The sequence below is a fragment of the Mesorhizobium sp. M0898 genome, from assembly GCF_040319695.1.
Lineage (GTDB): Bacteria > Pseudomonadota > Alphaproteobacteria > Rhizobiales > Rhizobiaceae > Mesorhizobium.
Genome location: NZ_JAMYOE010000031.1, coordinates 14,904 through 34,902 on the forward strand (window position 1 = coordinate 14,904; position 19,999 = coordinate 34,902).

At 63.7% G+C, this 19,999-nt stretch carries 18 protein-coding genes and 1 pseudogene; 14 read left to right on the plus strand and 5 right to left on the minus strand.

Annotated features, from left to right (window positions below; all coding sequences use genetic code 11):
- Positions 1 to 18 precede the first annotated feature (18 nt).
- On the minus strand, positions 19 to 891 hold the full coding sequence (locus tag NKH90_RS25365) for a methyltransferase domain-containing protein (RefSeq protein WP_352471330.1): 873 nt from the start codon (positions 889 to 891) through the stop codon (positions 19 to 21).
- A 54-nt stretch (positions 892 to 945) separates the two neighbouring features.
- On the opposite strand from NKH90_RS25365, the gene NKH90_RS25370 reads away from it, so the two are divergent.
- The 5 genes from NKH90_RS25370 to NKH90_RS25390 are packed head-to-tail and all read left to right on the plus strand — an operon-like array spanning position 946 to position 4,047.
- Complete coding sequence (locus tag NKH90_RS25370) at positions 946 to 1,746, plus strand: ComF family protein (protein WP_352471329.1); 801 nt, start codon at positions 946 to 948, stop codon at positions 1,744 to 1,746.
- Positions 1,747 to 1,774: 28 nt separating this feature from the next.
- On the plus strand, positions 1,775 to 2,044 hold the full coding sequence (gene grxC / locus NKH90_RS25375; protein ID WP_352617227.1) for a glutaredoxin 3: 270 nt from the start codon (positions 1,775 to 1,777) through the stop codon (positions 2,042 to 2,044).
- Between the two features lie 10 nt (positions 2,045 to 2,054).
- Positions 2,055 to 2,921 carry a carbon-nitrogen hydrolase family protein gene (locus NKH90_RS25380; RefSeq protein WP_352471326.1) on the plus strand — a complete coding sequence of 289 codons (867 nt, stop codon included), beginning with the start codon at positions 2,055 to 2,057 and terminating at the stop codon, positions 2,919 to 2,921.
- Positions 2,918 to 3,343: a DUF1178 family protein gene (locus NKH90_RS25385; RefSeq protein WP_352471325.1), complete on the plus strand. Its 426-nt coding sequence runs from the start codon at positions 2,918 to 2,920 to the stop codon at positions 3,341 to 3,343. Before NKH90_RS25380 ends, NKH90_RS25385 begins: the two co-directional genes overlap by 4 nt.
- 8 nt (positions 3,344 to 3,351) lie before the next feature.
- The gene (locus NKH90_RS25390; RefSeq protein WP_352471324.1) at positions 3,352 to 4,047 is read left to right on the plus strand and encodes a hypothetical protein; all 696 of its coding nucleotides are present in this window, start codon (positions 3,352 to 3,354) and stop codon (positions 4,045 to 4,047) included.
- 77 nt (positions 4,048 to 4,124) lie between these two features.
- Here NKH90_RS25390 and NKH90_RS25395 read toward each other — a convergent pair whose 3' ends face one another.
- The gene (locus NKH90_RS25395; RefSeq protein WP_352471323.1) at positions 4,125 to 4,925 is read right to left on the minus strand and encodes an SDR family NAD(P)-dependent oxidoreductase; all 801 of its coding nucleotides are present in this window, start codon (positions 4,923 to 4,925) and stop codon (positions 4,125 to 4,127) included.
- A gap of 152 nt (positions 4,926 to 5,077) precedes the next feature.
- Here NKH90_RS25395 and NKH90_RS25400 point away from each other — a divergent pair, with 152 nt between their 5' ends.
- Both NKH90_RS25400 and NKH90_RS25405 read left to right on the plus strand, forming a co-directional pair.
- Positions 5,078 to 6,298: a helix-turn-helix domain-containing protein gene (locus NKH90_RS25400; RefSeq protein WP_352471322.1), complete on the plus strand. Its 1,221-nt coding sequence runs from the start codon at positions 5,078 to 5,080 to the stop codon at positions 6,296 to 6,298.
- Between the two features lie 9 nt (positions 6,299 to 6,307).
- Positions 6,308 to 6,961: a Vgb family protein gene (locus NKH90_RS25405; RefSeq protein WP_352471321.1), complete on the plus strand. Its 654-nt coding sequence runs from the start codon at positions 6,308 to 6,310 to the stop codon at positions 6,959 to 6,961.
- Between the two features lie 54 nt (positions 6,962 to 7,015).
- On the opposite strand, the gene NKH90_RS25410 is transcribed toward NKH90_RS25405, so the two are convergent.
- A complete protein-coding gene (locus NKH90_RS25410; protein ID WP_352471320.1) occupies positions 7,016 to 8,509 on the minus strand; it encodes an FAD-dependent monooxygenase in 1,494 nt (497 codons plus the stop codon).
- Positions 8,510 to 8,577: 68 nt separating this feature from the next.
- Complete coding sequence (locus NKH90_RS25415; RefSeq protein ID WP_352471319.1) at positions 8,578 to 9,063, minus strand: MarR family winged helix-turn-helix transcriptional regulator; 486 nt, start codon at positions 9,061 to 9,063, stop codon at positions 8,578 to 8,580.
- 101 nt (positions 9,064 to 9,164) lie between these two features.
- Here NKH90_RS25415 and NKH90_RS25420 point away from each other — a divergent pair.
- Positions 9,165 to 10,056 (plus strand): annotated as a pseudogene (locus NKH90_RS25420) (DMT family transporter).
- A 19-nt stretch (positions 10,057 to 10,075) separates the two neighbouring features.
- Here NKH90_RS25420 and ubiG read toward each other — a convergent pair.
- Positions 10,076 to 10,825 carry a bifunctional 2-polyprenyl-6-hydroxyphenol methylase/3-demethylubiquinol 3-O-methyltransferase UbiG gene (gene ubiG, locus NKH90_RS25425; protein WP_254816707.1) on the minus strand — a complete coding sequence of 250 codons (750 nt, stop codon included), beginning with the start codon at positions 10,823 to 10,825 and terminating at the stop codon, positions 10,076 to 10,078.
- Positions 10,826 to 11,039: 214 nt separating this feature from the next.
- Here ubiG and NKH90_RS25430 point away from each other — a divergent pair, with 214 nt between their 5' ends.
- From NKH90_RS25430 to prmC, 6 genes are all read left to right on the plus strand, one after another.
- Positions 11,040 to 11,609 carry a putative glycolipid-binding domain-containing protein gene (locus NKH90_RS25430; RefSeq protein ID WP_352619600.1) on the plus strand — a complete coding sequence of 190 codons (570 nt, stop codon included), beginning with the start codon at positions 11,040 to 11,042 and terminating at the stop codon, positions 11,607 to 11,609.
- Between the two features lie 122 nt (positions 11,610 to 11,731).
- Positions 11,732 to 13,963, plus strand: a complete 2,232-nt coding sequence (locus NKH90_RS25435; protein WP_352816569.1) for a sensor domain-containing diguanylate cyclase — start codon at positions 11,732 to 11,734, stop codon at positions 13,961 to 13,963.
- A gap of 163 nt (positions 13,964 to 14,126) precedes the next feature.
- Entirely contained in the window at positions 14,127 to 15,380 is a 1,254-nt protein-coding gene (locus tag NKH90_RS25440; RefSeq protein ID WP_352471486.1) for an aspartate kinase, read from the plus strand.
- Between the two features lie 182 nt (positions 15,381 to 15,562).
- Positions 15,563 to 17,833 carry a phosphoenolpyruvate--protein phosphotransferase gene (gene ptsP / locus NKH90_RS25445; protein WP_352471315.1) on the plus strand — a complete coding sequence of 757 codons (2,271 nt, stop codon included), beginning with the start codon at positions 15,563 to 15,565 and terminating at the stop codon, positions 17,831 to 17,833.
- 8 nt (positions 17,834 to 17,841) lie between these two features.
- Complete coding sequence (prfA, locus tag NKH90_RS25450; RefSeq protein ID WP_352471314.1) at positions 17,842 to 18,921, plus strand: peptide chain release factor 1; 1,080 nt, start codon at positions 17,842 to 17,844, stop codon at positions 18,919 to 18,921.
- Positions 18,914 to 19,783, plus strand: a complete 870-nt coding sequence (gene prmC / locus NKH90_RS25455) for a peptide chain release factor N(5)-glutamine methyltransferase (RefSeq protein WP_352471313.1) — start codon at positions 18,914 to 18,916, stop codon at positions 19,781 to 19,783. Before prfA ends, prmC begins: the two co-directional genes overlap by 8 nt.
- Positions 19,784 to 19,999 lie beyond the last annotated feature (216 nt).

A 19,999-nucleotide genomic window follows, 5' to 3' on the forward strand; every position in this document is an offset into this window, starting at 1 on the left:
TTTTGCGCAAGGATGCGCTCAGGGGCCGCCGGGGTTTTCCAGGATTGTCTTCAGCGATATTTTTGCGGAGCCCGGCTTCAGCGGCTTTTGCTGAGAGGCATCGGGCGCCCAGCCTGACATCCAGACCACCGAGAAACTCGCCCTGACGCGGCCATCGGCATCCGAAAACCGCTCCGCATAGATTTCGGCGGCGCGCGCGAACAGCGCTCGCGTGCCCGGCCGCCTGCTGCGGTCGACAAGCGCGCTGGTCTCGCCCATGGCGCGCAGATCGGCGACCAGGCCAAATAGCGAATCGTAGCGCACCGTGATCGTCTCGACGTCGGCAACTGGCAGTGCCAGGCCGGCGCGCTGCAGCAGCGCGCCGGCGTCGCGGACGTCGGTGAACGGGATCACACGCGGGCTGGCGCCGCCATAGAGTTCGGTCTCGGCGGCAAGCAGGCTTTCGCGCAGTTCGGAGAGCGTGCCTGTGCCGGCGAAGGCGCCAAGGAAAAGCCCGTCCGGCTTCAGCGCCCGGCGGACCTGCACCAGCATGCCGGGAATGTCGTTCATCGCCTGCAGCGACAGCAGCGAGACTGCGAGGTCGAGGCTTTCCGGCTCGAATGGCACGGTTTCCAACGGCGCCAACAGTCCTGGCTGGCCACCCAGGAAAGCGGCGTCGGCCTCGACGCGCACGTTTTCCGTCACCTTGCCGCTTTCGGCGAGCACCTCTGCTGCTGCCGGCGTCTGGCAAAACAATGAGGCCGCCTTGCCGAACCTGCGTTCGACGGCGCCGAGCCGGTCGGCAAGATCCTCGGCCGCACGCCGCATGAGGAAATCCGCGCTGGCGATGGGGCGGGCCAGTGCCCGGCGCTTGCGCGCCAGCCAGAGCGAGGTGTCAATTACAGGCTGCAATGGGCAGGTCCTTGTGCTTCGCTCTCTGATATAGTGATGCGGAGGACCAACCACGTGGCCGATCCCATGCCAGAGATCAAGCGTATTGCGATCAAGAGCATTGCCCGCAAGGCATTGGGCTGGCCAGCGCGCCTCTTGTTCCCGCCCGTCTGTGCCGGCTGCCGCCGCCATGTCTCGCAGCCCGGCGTGTTGTGCGGCGCCTGCTGGCCGAAACTCAGGCTGCTGGAACGGCCGTGGTGCCCGGTGATGGGCACGCCGTTCACCCACAATATGGGTGAGGGTTTCCTGTCGGCGGAGGCGATAGCCGACCCGCCGCCGTTCGAGCGCGCGCGGGCGGCGGTCGCCTATTCCGGCGTTGCCCGCCAGATGGTGCAAGGGCTGAAATACCAGGACCGCACCGATCTGGCGCCGTGGATGGCGCGCTGGATGCTTCGCGCCGGTGCCGAGCTCATCGCCGAGGCCGATGTGGTCGTGCCGGTGCCGCTGCACTGGCGGCGTTTCTTCAGGCGGCAGTTCAACCAGTCGGCGGAACTGGCGCGGGCGGTGGCGCAACTCGGCGAGCGGCCTTTCGCGCCATCAGCCATCAGGCGCGTCAAACTCACGCGCCAGCAGGTCGGGCTGGAGCGGCGGGAACGCGAGGAAAATGTTCGCGCCGCATTCAAAGTGCCTGATGAGGCGGAGATCGAAATCACCGGCCGCCGGGTGCTGCTGATCGACGACGTCTACACCACCGGCGCCACCGTCCGCGCGGTCGCCAAGGCGTTGAAGAAGGGCGGCGCCGGCGCGGTCGACGTACTGACCTTTGCGCGTGTGCTGCCGGGGGACTTTCGGGCCGACGAATCGGCGCCTATATAGCCTAGGAACGAGGCAGGATTGCTGACCGATGGTCGATGTGACGATCTACACGCGGATGATGTGCGGCTATTGCACCGCGGCCAAGCGGCTGCTCGATAGGAAGGGTGTGACCTACACCGAGCACGACGCCTCCTTCTCGCCGGAGCTGCGCCGGGAGATGATCTCCCGCGCTCACGGCCGTTCCACCTTTCCGCAGATATTCATCGGCGACACGCATGTCGGCGGCTCTGACGATCTCCACGAATTGGAGGCGGAAGGACGGCTGGACACATTGCTCGCCAACGGCTCGGCCAGATAAGGACATGACTATGGGTGGTTTCAAGGCGGCGGCGATCCAGATGCGTTCGGTAACCAGCCCGGAGCGCAATGCGGTCGATCTGGAACGGCTGGTGCGCGAGGCGGCAGGCCTTGGCGCGACCTATATCCAGACGCCGGAAATGACCGGCGCGCTGATCCGCGACAGCCAGGCACGGGCCGCTTCCTTCACCTCCGAGGACAAGGACATCGTCGTCTCGACGTCGCGGCGGCTGGCCAAGGAGCTCGGCATTTTCCTGCATATCGGCTCGACCGCCATTCTGCGCGCCGACGGCAAGCTTGCCAACCGCGCCCTTCTGTTCGGGCCGGACGGCGCCACGATTGCCACCTACGACAAGATCCACATGTTCGACGTCGATCTCGACAATGGCGAGAGCTGGCGCGAATCCGCCGCCTATGAGCCTGGCACCGAGGCCGTCGTCGCCGAAGTCAATGGCGCGAAGGTCGGCTTTGCCGTCTGCTACGATCTGCGCTTTCCGCAGCTGTTCCGTGCCGAGGCGCTGGCCGGCGCCGATCTGCTTTCGGTGCCCGCCGCCTTCACCCGCCAGACCGGCGAAGCGCATTGGCACGTGCTGCTCAGGGCGCGCGCCATCGAGAACGGCGCCTATGTGGTTGCCGCCGCGCAAGGCGGCGTGCACGAGGACGGCCGCGAAACCTATGGCCATTCGCTGATCGTCGATCCCTGGGGCCGCATCGTCGCCGAAGCTGCGCATGACGAGCCGGCGGTGATCGTCGCCGAGATCGACCCGGCGCAGTCAGTCGCTGCGCGCAAAAAGATACCGAATCTCAAAAACGCACGCGATTTTGCCGTAAACGCCGGTTCGGCGGAGGCAATTCCGCTCAGGGGTGCCGCCTCTTGATCCGCTTTTCCCTGATCTGCGAGCACGAGCACGAGTTCGAGGCCTGGTTCCGCAGCAACGACGATTTCGACACCCAGAAGAGGCGCGGTTTCGTCGATTGCCCGGCCTGCGGCTCGCACAAGGTCGACAAGGCGCTGATGGCGCCTGCCGTCTCGACCGGGCGCAAGCGCGAAAGCATCGCGCTGGCCATGGGCGAGGCGCAGAAGCAGGCGCTGGCGCAGCTCAAGGCCCTGGCCGACAAGGTGCGCGAGAATGCCGACTATGTCGGCGACAAATTTGCCGAGGAAGCGCGCAAGATCCATTTCGGCGAAAGCGATCCGCGCGGCATCTATGGCGAGGCGACGCTGGACGAGGCCAAGAGCCTCGCCGAAGACGGCGTCGAGTTCATGCCTATTCCAAGCTTCCCCGACGACCGCAACTGAGGAAAGTCTTGCCCCATCCGGAGAAGACTGAAAAGCGGCGTGGTTCAGAGGTAGTGATCCGTGTTTTCAGCTGGTTGGCTATAAAGTCGATCGATAAGAGGACGATCGATGGGTTGCCAGTTTTCTATAATGGCGAGAGCGGTGGGAAAGATGCAGATAAGGTTGCCGCCGCGCTGCGGTTGATTCAAGAATTTGACCCTATTCGATACAGCCGTCTGGTCCGCGATCTCAAACGGATCTGGATTACAATCAATCTAGGTGCCGCTGCGCAATTTGTGAAATCGACTTCGACTTGCGAGCTTGATCGGCGATTTGTTCTAGGCGAGCACACGCTGACCGACCAGATCGCCAGCGCGATAGTGCATGAGGCGACGCATGCGCGTCTCCATCAGCGAGGCATTGGCTATGAGGAGGAATTGCGCCACCGGGTGGAGTGGGTTTGCATGAGACGTGAACTGGCTTTTGCGGCGAAACTGCCGGACGGGGCGAGTATTCGTCAATGGGTCGAAGCTCGACAAACGGAACCCTCGGATTTTTCCAATGTAGCGATGAATGGTCGGCAAATTGATAGCGCGCGTGATGCCTTGCTCCATCTCAATGCTCCAGGTTGGCTGGCAGACTTGATCGTCTTTTTCGCCCGGCGGCGATATCAGAGGCGTATCAGGCGACAAGAAGCTGAAGCGCATTTCGACAAGCGAAAATGATGCTCCGTTTCGCTTGTGGGGATTCGCTTCCGCCCAGAGCGGCGATGCCGCCGCCCCTCGCACAAGCGTCCGCAGTTTCAGGCCGAGCAGCAAGGATGGGGCTCGCGGGCAATCGTTTCGCTGCTTCTTTCATGCCCACTGCCTGACGGGCTTGCTTCACTTGACGGAGTTGCTTCCGCATAGGCTGCAAACTGGCGTTCAAGCGCCTTGACTGCACTGCTGCGCCAGCCCTCCGCCAGGGATTCTGACATGGGATCGGGGAAGATTTCCTCTTCGCCGTTCTCCACGCCGTCCAGGATCGCCCGCGCGACAGACTCCGGAGAGGCTTTCGCGATGTCCAGGCCCCGTGTCATGTCCGTGTCCACCGGGCCGGGAAGGACCCTGTGGACGCTGACACCCCGTCCGGCCAAAAGGGTGCGCAACGACTGCGACAGCGAGAACGAGGCCGCCTTCGAGACCGAGTAGGCCGGACTGAACGGCACGGCGGCAATCGAGGCCAGCGACAGAATGTTGACGATGGCTCCCCGCGACCGGGCGAGCAACGGCAGCAGAGCCTGGGTAACGTCGTACGAGCCGAAGAGGTTTACGGCGAGCTGTTGTTCGAGCACACGACGGTCGCTGAGGTCATCGATGGGCGATACGCCGGCGTTGTTGATGAGGATATCGAGAGCATCGATCTTCTCGACGGCCTCCCGGATCTGCGCAGCGTTGGTCACATCCATGGTCAGGGACGTCACACGCCGGTCCGGATGAGCCATCGGTTGGCGGGTTGCGGCATAGACGCGCTTTACGCCTCTGCTCAGGGCTTCCTCGACCAGTGCCCGACCGATGCCCCGATTCGCTCCAGTCACCAGGATGGTTGTACCTTCGATCTTCATTGCGTCTCTCCTAATGCTTATCGTTGTGTTCGAGCGTTGGCGCGCCGCAACTCAGGTTGGCTACAGTCGCCGTTGTCGATACGACTGGTTGGTGAGATGGACTTAGCGCCGGGCATCGAAGCCATGGGAGTGACAAGTGTGACGGGATTCCGATGGACTCGCTGATCACGGCCGCGGCGCATGCGCTTGCGACGGGCGATCCGCTCGGCGCCTTGAAGCGGGTTGCGCTGCGCGACGATGCGCCGGCGCTGGCGTTGCGCGGTATCGCGATGGCGCAGCTTGGCGACCTGGTTCGGGCGAAGGTTCTTCTCAAGAGGGCGGCGCGCGCATTCAGCCCGAGGGAGGCCGTGGCCCGCGCGCGGTGTATCGTCGCCGAGGCCGAGATCGCGCTCGTCTCGCGCGACCTTACCTGGCCGGCCAAGGCACTCGACGCCGCACGGGCGACGCTCGAAAAGCATGGCGACCGCGTCAACGCCGCGCATGCGCGCAACCTCGACGTTCGGCGCCTGCTGCTGATCGGCCATCTCGACGAAGCCGAGCGCAGGCTGGACGGCTTCGATCCGTCGCCGCTGCCGCCGGCATCGCGGGCCGCCCACGAGCTGGCTGTCGCCGGCATCGCCATCCGCCGCTTGCGGACCGGTCCTGCGCGCGCCGCGCTCGGGCTGGCGGCGCGGGCGGCGCGGGCGGCGGGCATCCCCGCGCTGATCGCGGAGGTGGAGAGCGCATCGCTGGTGCTGGACACGCCGGCCGCGCGCCTTGTCGCGCGTGGCGGGGAACGGCCCCTCCTGCTCGATGAAGTCGAAGCGCTCCTGGCGTCGGGGGCGCTCGTGGTGGATGCATGCCGCAATGTCGTGCGTGTCGCAGACACCGTCGTCTCGCTGGCGACCCGCCCGGTGCTGTTCGCGCTGGCCCGCGCGCTGGCCGAAGCCTGGCCGGGGGACGTGGCAAGAGCGACGCTCATTGCGCGCGCTTTCCGCGGAAAGGACGCGGACGAATCACATCGCGCACGATTGCGCGTCGAAGTCGGGCGGCTTCGCGCGGAGCTTCGGAGCTTGGCGGATGTGAGCGCGACGAAGCGGGGCTTTGCGCTGGCCCCGCGCCGCGCAGGTGAGGTCGTCGTGCTGGCGCCACCCGTCGAAGAAGAGCATGCCGCCGTGCTCGCCTTCCTCGCGGACGGCGAGTCTTGGTCGAGTTCGGCCCTGGCGATTGCGCTTGGAGCCAGTTCGCGTACCGTGCAGCGAGCGCTCGAGCAGCTCGCCCAGGCCGGCAAGGTGCAGTCGTTCGGCCGCGGACGGGCGCGTCGCTGGATGACCCCGCCGCTGACGGGTTTCCCGACAATCTTGTTACTCCCCGGCCCACTGCCGGGCTACTAGGATGGAATTATGGAACGATCCGCAGCCGAAATCCTTCGAGAATATGGACCCTTTCCGGGTGTCGACCACGTGGACGGCGTTACCTTCGACGGTGAGCATGTCTGGTTTGCCTCAGGCGACAGATTGAACGCCTTCGATCCGGCGAGCGGCAAAGTGGTGCGCTCGATCGACGTCGCGGCACACGCCGGAACGGCCTTCGACGGCCAGCACCTCTATCAGATCGCCGAGGATCGCATCCAGAAGATCGATCCGAAGAATGGCCAGGTGCTGGCGACGATCCCGGCGCCCGGCAATGGCGGTGATTCCGGGCTCGCCTGGGCCGAAGGAACACTCTGGGTCGGGCAGCATCGGGGCCGAAAGATTCATCAGGTCGATCCCGAGACAGGGGCAATTCTTCGCACCATCGTTTCCAACCGCGTCGTCACCGGCGTCAGCTGGGTCGACGGCGAGCTGTGGCATGGCACCTGGGAGGGTGAGGAGAGCGATGTCAGACGGATCGATCCTGAAACGGGAAAGGTCCTTGAGAAGCTCGATATGCCGCCGGGAACAGGCGTGTCGGGGCTCGAATCCGATGGCGGCGACCAGTTTTTCTGTGGCGGCGGAAACAGCGGCAAGATCAGAGCTGTTCGCCGGCCCAAACGAGGCTCGGCGACCAGGATCTGAGTTTTTGCCGTCCGTAGCCGTTTGACCATTCGAGCTAACTGGTTTTTGCGGTTTTTAGCCCGGTGGTCCGAACCAGGTGTTCATCGCGTCTTGAAGACCATCCTGCGTCCTGTCGCCTACCCAAGCAACATATCCGTCGGGTCGGATTAAAACTGCGGTTGGAGCGGAGACCAAACCTAGCGCAGGCAACTCCCATGGATCGTCGCATTTGGCGTAAACCAACTTAATGCGGTCTGACCACGGCTTGATGTCGAGGCTGCCCGGCGCGTCGAGATTCAAGAGCACTGGCCGCGCATTTTGGAGGAGCGCAAATACGCGCATGGGACCATCAGGCGTGGCCAGGTCGAGGTCGGGCATGCGGCGGCCGACCAGCGGATGCGCCTGGCCGAGGTCGTAATGGATACCAAGTCCGGACATCTCGGCAGCGATCCGTTTGCGAGGCTCCTCCATCCTAAGGAGCTCTGATACGATTTCACGCAAGGCTTCAGTGCGATCATCAGTACGTTGCAATGCGACCTGTGCCATTGTCGTACGCAACACGCGGGCCGCAACCGGATGCCGCTCGATGTGATAAGTGTCGAGCAAGCGTTCAGGCGATGTTCCTTTCACCACTTGGGCCAACTTCCAACCGAGGTTCACCGCATCCTGCACACCGATATTGAGGCCTTGTCCGCCCACCGGGGAATGCACATGGGCGGCATCGCCCGCTAGGAGAACCCGGCCCTTGCGGTAAGCCGCCGCCTGCCGCGACATGTCCGTGAACCTGGAAATCCAGGTTGGGCTATGGATTCCGTAATCTGTTCCGCATGCGGCGACGAGCGCTTCGCGGAGATCGCGCAGCGTGGGTTCGGTCGTGGCGCCGACATTCTTTTCAGTGACCATGACGCCTATGGGACCTTTACCGGCAAAGACGACCTTGCCGTCACGAATTTCGTACTCTTCCCTGCCGAAGGCATGGATGCCAAGTGCGGTGCGATGAATGCCCAGTGGCGGCTCCTCCGCCATCTCGGCCTCGGCGAGGATGCTGCTGGTCGTCGCATCCCATCCTCGAAACTCAATGCCAGCAGCTTTGCGGACCAGACTGCGGCCTCCATCACACCCGACGAGATAGCTTGCCCGCAGCGACGCACCATCGGACAGTTCGATGGTGACGCCGGCGTCGTCCTGCACGAAACACATCAATTCACGGGCGCGATAGATCGGCACTGCCAGCTCGCTGACCCATCCAGCGAGAATGCGCTCAATGTGTTTCTGTCTCAGCGCCAGCCCGTAGTTGTGGCGGGTCGGAAAATCGCTGATGTCTAAACGCATCGCCGCGAATCCCGTGACTTGGGCTATTTGTCCTTCGGCGAGGAACCGGTCCGCGATGCCGCGCTGATCGAAAACTTCGAGAGTGCGTGAACTCAGACCTCCAGCACGCGAACCGGCAAGCTCCTGGTTCGGGCGGCGTTCGACAATGGCTACGTCGATGCCTGCCAACGCCAACTCGCCTGCCAGGGTCAGGCCCGTCGGACCTCCTCCGGCAATCACGACTGCATGTTCTGTCATCGGCAAACTCCCCTGGCAGTTACGACTCCCAATCAATGATCGCAGAGTCCCAGTGGTTGCCGTTTGGGTTAGTTCAGGCTCGCTATCAATTTTTCGAGCAGGCGTGCGAGCATGATCTGCTCCGGGCGTGCTAACCCAGAAAGTATCTGGTGCTCGTTGGCGACGTGAGCGGTAACCGCCTCGTCAATCAACGCCAGACCCTTTTTAGTCAGTTGCACGACAATGCCGCGGCGATCGTCGGGGTGCGGCCCGCGCTTGATCAGACCGGATTTCTCGAGCCGATCGAGGCGATTGGTCATCGCGCCCGACGTTACCATCGTCGCCTCGTAGAGAGCCGTCGGCGTCAGCGCGTATGGCGGCCCGGAACGACGCAGCGTCGCCAGCACATCGAATTCTCCGGATTGCAGCCCGTAACTTGCAAACAGCGGCGCCAGCCGCTCTCGTGCGATCAGCGAGGCGGCCTCGTTCAACCGTCCGAGCACGGCCATCGGCGAGACATCGAGATCCGGCCGTTCCTTTTTCCATTGCCCGATCGCTTTTGCTGCGCGATCCATGTCTCTCACCGTTATGTATCTTGACGTGAAGAATCTTTACCTTATCTTACCTCAGCTTGCGATATTGGCCAAGTGCCGCGAACGGGCGACGGGACGGTGCGATGAAATTTCTCTGGGACTCGGCGCTTGGCCTTCTGGTCGTCACCGGTGGAACTGCTCGGCCTGACGCTGCCGTTCGGCAAGATCGCGACGGCGGCCGGCGTGGCCGCCATGGTCTGGGCCTTCGTCATCTCGCTTGGTGCCGGCGGCGTGCTTTTGTGCGCATTGCTGCTCAACGGGAAGCGCATGCGGCTTACGCCGCACAGGCTGCGCTATTTCTTCGTCACCGCGGCCGTCTCATATGCAATCCCCAATCTGCTGATGTTTTCAGCCATTCCGCATCTGGGCGCCGGCTACAGCGGCATCATGTTCACGCTGTCGCCGGTCGTCACGCTGGTGTTCTCGATGCTGCTCGGCGTCAGGCGCCCGACCATGCTGGGCATCGTCGGCATAGTCGTCGGTTTCGTCGGCGCAGTCATGGTGGCGGTGACGCGCGGCGAAGCGGGCCAGCCGGCCGAATTTTTCTGGGTTGCGATGGGCCTGCTCATCCCGGTCAGCCTCGCCGCCGGCAACATTTACCGCACCGTCGACTGGCCCGAAGGCACCGGCCCGATCGAGCTCGCCGTCGGCAGCCATCTGGCAGCAGCCTTGATGCTGGTTGCCGGCATTCTGGTCCTGCTTGGCGGCAATGCATTCGGCTCGCTCGGCGGCGTGCCGCTGGTCGCTGCGGCACAGGTGGCATCAGCCTCGGCGATGTTTGCCTTCTTCTTCCGCCTGCAAGCGGTCGGCGGCCCGGTCTATCTCAGCCAGATCGGCTATGTCGCGGCGGCGGTCGGGCTGTTTGCCGGGACCCTCTTCCTCGGCGAGCGCTATCAACTGCTGACCTGGGCCGGTGCCGTCATCATCACCGCCGGCGTGTTCATCACCACCAAGGCGCAAAGCCAGAGGCCATAGAGGCCAGAAGGCGTAAGCTTCAGACGGATGCCTTCTCCGCCAGCACCATGTAGTTGACGTCCATGTCCTTCGAGCGCTGCCAGCGGTCGGCGAGCGGGTTGTAGGTGACGCCGGTGCGGTCGATGACGGTCAGGCCGGCGCCGGCAAGCGCCTTTTCCAGTTCCTCGGGGCGCACCAGCTTGCCGAACTGGTGGGTGCCGCGTGGCAGCCAACGCAGCACATATTCGGCGCCGATGATGGCCAGCCCCAGGGCCTTCAGCGTGCGGTTGATGGTGGCGACGAACATGATGCCGCCGGGCTTTACCATCTCGCCGCATTTGGCCAGGAACAGATCGACATCGGCGACATGCTCGACCACTTCCATGTTGAGGATGACGTCGAATTTTTCGCCGGCATCGGCAAGGTCTTCCGCGGTCGTGGCGCGATAATCCACGCTCACGCCGACTTCCGCCGCATGCAGCTTGGCCACTTCGATGTTGGTGGCGGAGGCATCGGCGCCGACCACTTCGGCGCCAAGCCGCGCCATCGGCTCGCACAAGAGCCCGCCGCCGCAGCCGATGTCAAGGAAGCGCAGGCCTTCGAACGGCCGTGCCGCACGCGGATCGCGGCCGAAGCGGGCCGCCACCTGGTCGCGGATATAGGCAAGCCGGATCGGGTTGAACTTGTGCAACGGGCGGAACTTGCCGTTCGGGTTCCACCATTCGGCGGCAAGGGCGGAAAAGCGTTCCACCTCTCCGGCATCGATCGTCGATCGTCGGGGCTCAGGCATGGCGTGGTCTCCTCGGACGCTAGGAAGTCGGGCGCGAGGCTGCGAATGTCAAGGCGCGAAATTCACCGCCGGCGGTGCGATGCGCGCGATGCCTTCCGGCGCCGCCTTTTGCCGGCTGCATTTGTGTCAGCACGTGTCAGTTGATGGTGTGCCGGAAGGAAACGCCTAGGCTTTGGCGGACGAAGCAGAGACATCGGGTTCGGAGGAGTGCGCAATGATGCGAGCGGTTGCTTCCATTCTTTGGCGCCGGCTTGACCAGGAAGGCCACGACGCTTGCCTTCTGTCGGAAGCGAGTTCCGGGTGGAACCTCAGGGGACACGCGCTTTTCGTCCAGGACGGCGAGCCGTGCAGCATCGCCTACGAGGCGGACTGCGACGCCGATTGGCATACACGATCGGCGCGCGCCGACGGCTTTCTCGGCACGCAAGAGCTGCATTACAGGATCGACCGGCTGACCGAGCGCCAATGGACGCTGAACGGCGAGCATCAAGCGGAAGTCGACGGTCTCATCGATGTCGATCTCGGCTTCACGCCCGCCACAAACCTTTTGGCGCTTCGCCGTTTTGCCCTCGATGTCGGTATGGCGACGCCCGCGCCGGCAGCCTATCTGACATTTCCCGAACTCAGGCTCGTTCGCCTCGAGCAAACCTATCAGCGCGTCGATGCTGCACATTACGCCTATGCCGCCCCGATGTTCGGCTACCACGAGACACTGGAGGTCTCGCCGCTCGGTTTCGTCCTCGATTATCCGCGCCTGTGGCAGGCCATCGTGCGGACGGGCTGAACCGCCCGCGTTGGGAGTGCAGCTGGCCGGTGTGGCTTAACGGCAAATTTACGATATTGGCGGTTTCTTAACGTTGGGTCAGTGTTTGGCATTTAGATTGCTGTCCGAGTAGGGGCAGCCTGGTGCGCATAAGAACCCAGATAGTCGCGACATTGTTCAGCGCCGTGGCCTTGATCGGCCTGGTCGGCGGCGTTGCGATCGTCTCGCAGATATCGCTGACCAAATCCGTGGCGCTGGCCGAGGCGACAAGCGTCGCACGGCAGTTGACCGAAACTATTGCCTTCAGGGCATCGGACGCGCCGCGTTCATTATTCGAGAGACCCGATGCGCTCCGCGAATTCGTGACTTTGCAGCACGGCCGCTCGAAACGCGATCTCGTCATCGTAGACAAAAACAAGGTTATTTTCGCCGACGTTCCGGGAGAAGAGCAAAATATCGGCACGACGTTCGACTACGATCCCGGCAATGAAATCGCCCGGACGATTGACGACGGCGTGCCGCGCAACTTCGTCGAGGCCAGTGCCGACGTGGCCGATCCGATTGACCTGGTTGCGGTGCCGATCGAGGATGCACCCGGCAAGATCGTCGGCGCCGTCCTGTTCGAGTATACGCCGCTGCTGCGTGCCGCACAGCAGCGCACGAACGATATGCTGTGGCTTGTGGGCCTGTGTACCGCGGGAGCCGTGCTGATCGCGGCGGCCTCCGCCTTCCTGTTGTTGCGAGGCTTCAGTAAAGGCCTTGCTGGTCTCAACCGCGGCATCGAATCGCTGGCGCGCGGCGACGCCGGGGCCCGTATCGGCCGCACCTCCGATGACGAGTTCGGACAGTTGGCGCAAGGGTTCGACACTATGGCCTCCGAAATCGAAGCCTCGCGCGCTCAACTTGTCGATCAGAAGGCCTACATCGAAGACATCGTCCAGACCGTTGCCGAAGGCATCGCCGTCATCGACGGCAAGGGTCAGGTCGTGTCCGTCAATCCGGCGGCAGCCGAGATCATCGGGCGGCGCAGCGACAAGGTCGTGGGGCAGGACTGGCAGTCGGCCCTGGATATCAGGGGGCCGTCGGGAGACAAGCCCGCGTCGGGAACATCTCCGGTCGAACTGGCCATGACCACCGGCCGCCGCCACCAGAATGAGGTGAGGCTGGCAAAGCCGGATGGGACCTCCTTGCCCGTGGTCGTCAGCTGCAATCCGCTCAACCGCGCCGATGGCGGCATCGTGCTGACGCTCAGCGACATCAGCGACCTGCGCAGTGCCGAGCGGGCGGTGCACGATCGTGCCGAAGAACTGGCGAGGCTCAATCGTGAACTGAAAGAGACATCGGAGGCCACGACCCGCCTGGTCAAGCTCGGCGAACTGCTTCAGGCCTGCGTCACTTTTCACGAGGCATTTTCCGTCGTCGGCTCCGCCATGCCTGATTTCTTCGGCGGATTGAGCGGAACCGTTCATCTGACCAGTGCGTCGCGCAACCTGGTGGAGGAGATGGCGCATTGGGGCACCATCCGGTCGAGCGTCGGCCAGTTCGGACCGGAAGATTGTTGGGCGCTGCGGCGCGGCCAGGAGCACGTCGCCGGTCCAGGCATGCTGACGCCGCGCTGCAACCACATCACCGAAAATGGCGGTCGCGGCTATGTCTGCATGCCTCTAGCAGCGCAGGGAGAGACGCTCGGCATCCTGCATCTGTGCGAGCCGGACGCCGCCGCCAAACCGGAATGGCTGGCCGAACGGCAGCAGATACTGCGTGGCGTCGTCGATACGCTGGCGTTGGCGCTTGCCAATCTGCGCCTGCGCGAGACGTTGCGGCAGCAGTCGATCCGGGATCCCAACACCGGGCTCTACAATCGCCGCTACCTTGAGGAGACCAGCAGCCGCGAGTTGAGGCGCCTGGAACGTGCCGAACAGCCGCTGACGTTGATCATGCTCGACGTCGATCATTTCAAGCAGTTCAACGATACATTCGGCCATGAAGCTGGGGATCTCGTCCTCAAGCAGGTGGCCGCCACGCTGGTCGACCATGTCAGGGAAAGCGACGTGGTTTCGCGCTACGGCGGCGAGGAATTTGCCTTGATGATGCCGGGAACGTCACTGGCCGATGGCGCCGATCGCGCCGAAGCTCTGCGAAAGGCGATCAAGCAGCTGCATGTCACGCACCGCGGCCGCACGCTCGGCACCATCACCGCGTCGTTCGGGGTCGCCGCCTTCCCGGAGCTCGGCGCCTCATGGGCGGAGATCGTCAATGCCGCGGATCGCGCTTTGTATCAGGCAAAGGCTGAGGGCCGTGACCGCGTCATCGCCGGAGCGGGTCTCGCCCGTGTCGAGCAGCAAAAGCCAAAACTCACCAAGAGCGTGGCTTGAAATCTGGTTGATGGACGGGGCAAGGCGACGGAATCCTCACCGCCTTGCGAAACCGCTATCATTTGGCTAAGGAGGCCGCGCATTGAGCGCCCGGCCACAGCTTGGCGCATTTTTCCGCTTTTCGGCCTCCGGTCCGGCATCCAGTCAAAGGCATTTCGCTTCTATGGCGCGCATCGTGATGAAATTCGGCGGAACCTCCGTCGCCGACATCGCCCGCATCCGCAATGTGGCGCGTCATGTCAAACGCGAGGTCGACGCCGGCCATGAGGTCGCCGTCGTGGTCTCGGCGATGTCCGGCAAGACCAACGAGCTCGTGCAATGGACGCGCGAGGCCTCGCCGATGCACGATGCGCGTGAATATGACGCCGTGGTCGCGTCCGGCGAGCAGGTCACTGCCGGCTTGCTGGCGATCGCGCTGCAGAATATCGGCGTGCATGCCCGCTCCTGGCAAGGCTGGCAGATCCCGATCAAGACCGACAACGCGCATGGCGCGGCGCGCATTCTCGATATCGACGGCGGATTCCTGATCAAGCGCTTCGGCGAAGGCCAGGTGGCGGTGGTCGCCGGTTTCCAAGGCATCGGGCCGGACAACCGGATCGCAACGCTCGGCCGCGGCGGTTCCGATACCAGCGCTGTCGCCATCGCGGCAGCGGTCAAGGCCGACCGCTGCGATATCTACACCGATGTCGACGGGGTCTACACGACCGATCCGCGCATCGAGCCGAAGGCGCGGCGGCTGGCCAAGATTTCGTTCGAGGAAATGCTCGAAATGGCCTCGCTCGGCGCCAAGGTCCTGCAGGTGCGCTCGGTCGAGCTTGCCATGGTGCACAGGGTGCGTACTTTCGTGCGGTCGTCCTTCGACGATCCCGACGCACCAGGAATGGGGGATTTGCTTAATCCGCCGGGAACGCTTATTTGCGACGAGGAAGAGATCGTGGAACAGCAGGTCGTCACCGGAATTGCCTACGCCAAGGACGAGGCGCAGATTTCGTTGCGCCGCGTCGGCGATCGGCCGGGCGTCGCCGCCGGCATTTTCGGGCCGCTGGCCGAGGCCAACATCAATGTCGACATGATCGTCCAGAATATCTCTGAGGACGGCAAGTTCACTGACATGACCTTCACCGTGCCATCCGGCGACGTCGACAAGGCGCTCGCCGTGCTCGAGCGGCTGAAGGCGACGATCGGCTACGACGTGGTGCAGTCGGAAGCCGGCATGTCGAAGGTCTCGGTCATCGGCATCGGCATGCGCAGCCATGCCGGCGTCGCCGCTACCGCCTTCAAGGCGCTTGCCGACCGCGCGATTAACATCCGCGCCATCACGACGTCCGAAATCAAGATTTCGATCCTGATCGACGGTCCCTATACGGAACTAGCAGTTCGCACTTTGCATTCCGTGTACGGTCTGGATAAGCAGTAGCGGACTGCAACGGCCCGAAAATCGGAATCGATTTTCGGAAGGCAGGATGCAGCGGATCGAAAATCTTGGAGCGGTCTTTATGCGTCCAATTGGACGATGGCGCTCTAATTGAGTTGTTGCGTTTGTGCCGCTGTGCAGGGCAACCTGCACCGGTTGAAATGCTATTGGAGGAAGAAGCCGCGATGCGTGATTCGGCCAGTGGCCCGCGCGTTTTGCTGAAACGGCTCCGCGAGCTCATGCAAGAGCCGCTGGAGCCGCAGGAGCGGCTTGACCGAATCGTGCGCGACATCGCCTCCAACATGGTTGCCGAGGTCTGCTCGCTCTATGTGCTGCGCGCCGATTCGGTGCTCGAACTCTACGCCACCGAAGGCCTGAACCCGAACGCCGTCCACCTGGCGCAGCTCAGGCTGGGCCAAGGTCTGGTCGGCACGATCGCGGCCTCGGCGCGGCCGCTCAACCTCTCCAATGCGCAGGAGCATCCTGCCTTCGCCTACCTGCCGGAGACAGGGGAAGAGATATACAATTCCTTCCTCGGCGTGCCGGTGCTGCGGGCAGGGCGGACACTCGGCGTCCTGGTCGTGCAGAACAAGACCATGCGCCATTATCGCGACGACGAGGTCGAGGCGCTGGAAACAACGGCGATGGTGATCGCCGAGATGATCGCCACCGGCGATCTGGAGCGGCTGACAAGGCCCGGCCTCGAGCTCGATCTGCGCCGCCCGGTAAGCTTTACCGGCCTGTCCTTCAACGAAGGCGTCGGTCTCGGCCATGTGGTGCTGCACGAGCCGCGCATCGTCGTCACCAATCTTTTCAACGAGGACAGCGAGGAAGAGGTCAGGCGGCTCGACGCGTCGCTCGGCTCGCTCAGGCTCTCCATCGACGACATGCTGGAGCGCCGCGACGTCGCCTTCGAGGGCGAGCATCGCCAGGTGCTCGAAGCCTATCGCATGTTCGCCAACGATCGCGGCTGGGTGCGCCGGCTCGAGGAGGCGATCCGCAACGGCCTGACGGCCGAAGCGGCGGTCGAAAAGGTGCAGAGCGACATGCGTGCCCGCATGCTGCACATGACCGATCCGTATCTGCGCGAACGGATGAGCGATTTCGACGATCTCGCCAATCGGCTGCTGCGGCAGCTGATGGGGCGCGGACCGGAGGACGTCGCGGCCTCGCTGCCCAAGGACGCCATCATCGTCGCCCGCTCGATGGGTGCTGCGGAGCTGCTCGATTATCCCAGGGACAAGCTGCGCGGGCTGGTGCTGGAGGACGGCGCCGCGACCAGCCATGTCGTCATTGTGGCGCGGGCCATGGGCATACCGGTCGCCGGCCAGATGAAGGGCGCCGTTTCCATGGCGGAAAACGGCGATGCCATCATCGTTGACGGCGAGGAAGGCGCTATCCATCTGCGCCCGCAGCCCGACCTCGAGGCGGCCTATGCCGAGAAAGTGCGCTTCAGGGCGCGGCGGCAGGAGGTCTACCGCGAACTGCGCAAGAAGCCGTCGGTGACCAAGGACGGGGTCCAGGTCGATCTTCTGATGAATGCCGGGCTGGCGGTCGATCTGCCGCAACTGGCCGAAGCGGGTGCGGCCGGCATCGGCCTGTTCCGCACAGAGCTGCAATTCATGGTCGCTTCGACCTTTCCGCGCGCCGAAGCCCAAGAGCGGCTCTATCGTGACGTGCTCGAGGCGGCGCGCGACAAGCCGGTGACGTTCCGCACCATCGATATCGGCGGCGACAAGGTGCTGCCCTATTTCAAGGGCTCGATCCAGGAGGAAAATCCGGCGCTCGGCTGGCGGGCCATCCGCCTGACGCTCGACCGGCCTGGATTGCTGCGCACCCAGATCCGCGCGCTGCTCAAGGCGTGCGGCGGGCGCGAACTGAAGCTGATGCTGCCAATGGTGACGGAACTCGGCGAGATCGCGCAGGCGCGCGAGATCATCGATCGCGAGGTGCGGCATCTGTCGCGCTTTGCCCATCATTTGCCGACCAGCCTGAAGCTTGGGGCGATGCTGGAGGTGCCGTCGTTGCTGTTCCAGCTCGACGAACTGATGAAGGCGGTCGATTTCGTCTCGGTCGGCTCGAACGACCTGTTCCAGTTCGTCATGGCGGTGGATCGCGGCAACACCCAATTGTCCGACCGCTTCGACCCGCTCTCGACGCCGTTCCTGCGCGTCCTGAAGCAGATTGCCGACGCCGGGGCGCGCAACCAGACGCCGGTGACCTTGTGCGGCGAACTTGCCGGCAAGCCGATCTCGGCGATGGCGCTGATCGGCCTTGGCTATCGCTCGATCTCGATGTCTCCGGCATCGATCGGCCCGGTCAAGGCGATGCTGACGGAACTGCCGCTCAGCGAACTGGAAGCGTTCTTCGACGATAATCTGATGGCGCCGGCGCATGGCCTGCCGATGCGGGCGCTGCTGCAAGCCTTTGCCGACGACCGCTCTATACCGCTATAGACTTCGCCATGATCAACCTGCCCCGCGACCGTATGGATCAAGTCGTCAAGCGTTTCGACATGCTCGAAGCGCAGATGTCGGCCGGGCCAGCGCCGGACGCCTATGTCAGGATGGCCTCCGAATATGCCGATATCCAGGAGATGGTGGCAAAGATCAGGGCACTGCGCGCCGCGGAGCACGAACAGGGCGATCTGGAGGCGATGCTCGCCGACAAGGGCACCGACGCCGAGATGCGCGCCTTGGCCGAGGCCGACCTGCCGGAGGTCAAGCATCGCATCGAGGCGCTGCAGAAGGACATCCAGATACTGCTGTTGCCCAAGGATGCCGCCGACGACAAGAACGCCATCCTCGAGATCCGCGCCGGCACCGGCGGCGACGAGGCGGCGCTTTTCGCCGGCGACCTGTTTCGCATGTACGAGCGCTATGCCGCGGCGCATGGCTGGCGTTTCGAGACGGTGTCGGCCAGCGAGGGTGAGGTCGGCGGCTACAAGGAAATCATCGCCACCGTTTCGGGCAAGGGCGTCTTTGCCCATCTGAAGTTCGAATCCGGCGTGCACCGGGTGCAGCGCGTGCCGACGACCGAGGCGGGCGGACGCATTCATACCTCGGCGGCGACGGTCGCGGTGCTGCCGGAAGCCGAAGAAGTCGACATCGACATCAGGGCCGAAGACATCCGCATCGACACGATGCGCGCCTCGGGTTCCGGCGGCCAGCACGTCAACACCACCGATTCGGCCGTGCGCATCACCCATCTTCCGACCGGCATCATGGTGGTGCAGGCGGAAAAGTCGCAGCACCAGAACCGGGCGAAGGCCATGCAGATCCTGCGCGCCAGGCTCTACGACCTCGAGCGCAGCAAGGCGGACGAGGAACGTTCCGAATCGCGCAAGTCGCAGGTCGGCTCGGGCGACCGCTCGGAACGCATCCGCACCTATAATTTTCCGCAGGGTCGCGTCACCGATCATCGTATCAACCTGACGCTCTATAAGCTCGACCGGGTGATGATGGGCGAACTCGACGAGATCATCGACGCGCTGATCGCCGATCACCAGTCGAAGCTGCTCGCCGATATCGGCATCGATGGCTGACAGCCTGCCCGCCACGCTGGCGCCGCTGCTGCGGGAAGCGCGAAACCGGCTCACCGCAGCCGGGATCGCGGATCCGGCGCTCGATGCCAGGCTGATCGTCGAGCATTTTTCCGGCACCAGTCGCACGCAGGCCATCGCCGATCCCGGGCGCGCTGTCGATACGGACGTGACGGCGGTAATCGAAGCCGCCTTGCGGCGGCGCATCGCTGGCGAGCCGGTACACCGAATCCTTGGCTACCGCGAATTCTACGGCTTGCGCCTTTCGCTTTCGCCGCAAACGCTGGAGCCGCGGCCGGATACCGAAACGCTGGTCGAGGCTATACTGCCCTTCGTCAAGGCAGTGGCGGCACGCGAGGGCTGCTGCCGCATCCTCGATCTAGGGACCGGTACCGGTGCCATCGCGCTGGCGCTGCTCAGCGCCGTTCCGGCCGCGACCGCCACCGGCGTTGACATTTCGCAGGAGGCGCTGGCCACAGCCATGCGTAATGCCGGGGAATTGGGGCTCGCCGGCCGGTTCACGCCGCTCAAATCCGACTGGTTTGAAAAAGTTTCTGGCCGGTACCATGTAATTGTCGCAAACCCTCCCTATATACCCTCAGACGACATTGGAAATCTGCAGGACGAGGTCCGCGGTTTCGATCCACGCCAGGCCCTCGATGGCGGTGTGGACGGTCTGAGCCCCTACAGGAAGATCGCCGCGGGAGCGGCAGCGTATTTGGAAGTCCAAGGCAGGATTGCGGTCGAGATCGGCCATACGCAGCACCAACAGGTTACGGAGATATTCTCCGCGGCCGGGTACCGTTCGGTCGGGGTGTTTCGTGATCTCGGCGGAAACGACAGAGTTCTTGTGTTCGAACGGTGAAAGCCGTGATGCAGTGCGAAAAAAGCGCTTGGCAATACCGGGGAATGCGGCTAGGGTCGCCTTAACCGGATGAGACGAAGCAGGCAGTGCTCTTAGCGATTCGGTTTTCCTTGGAAATAGCTGCCTTCTTGCGCAAACGACGCCCAAGCTTCGTGCGGGAATCGTCCGGCAAGTGAAGTAACCGGAACAGGATGGCACGTGGCGCCAACGCAATTG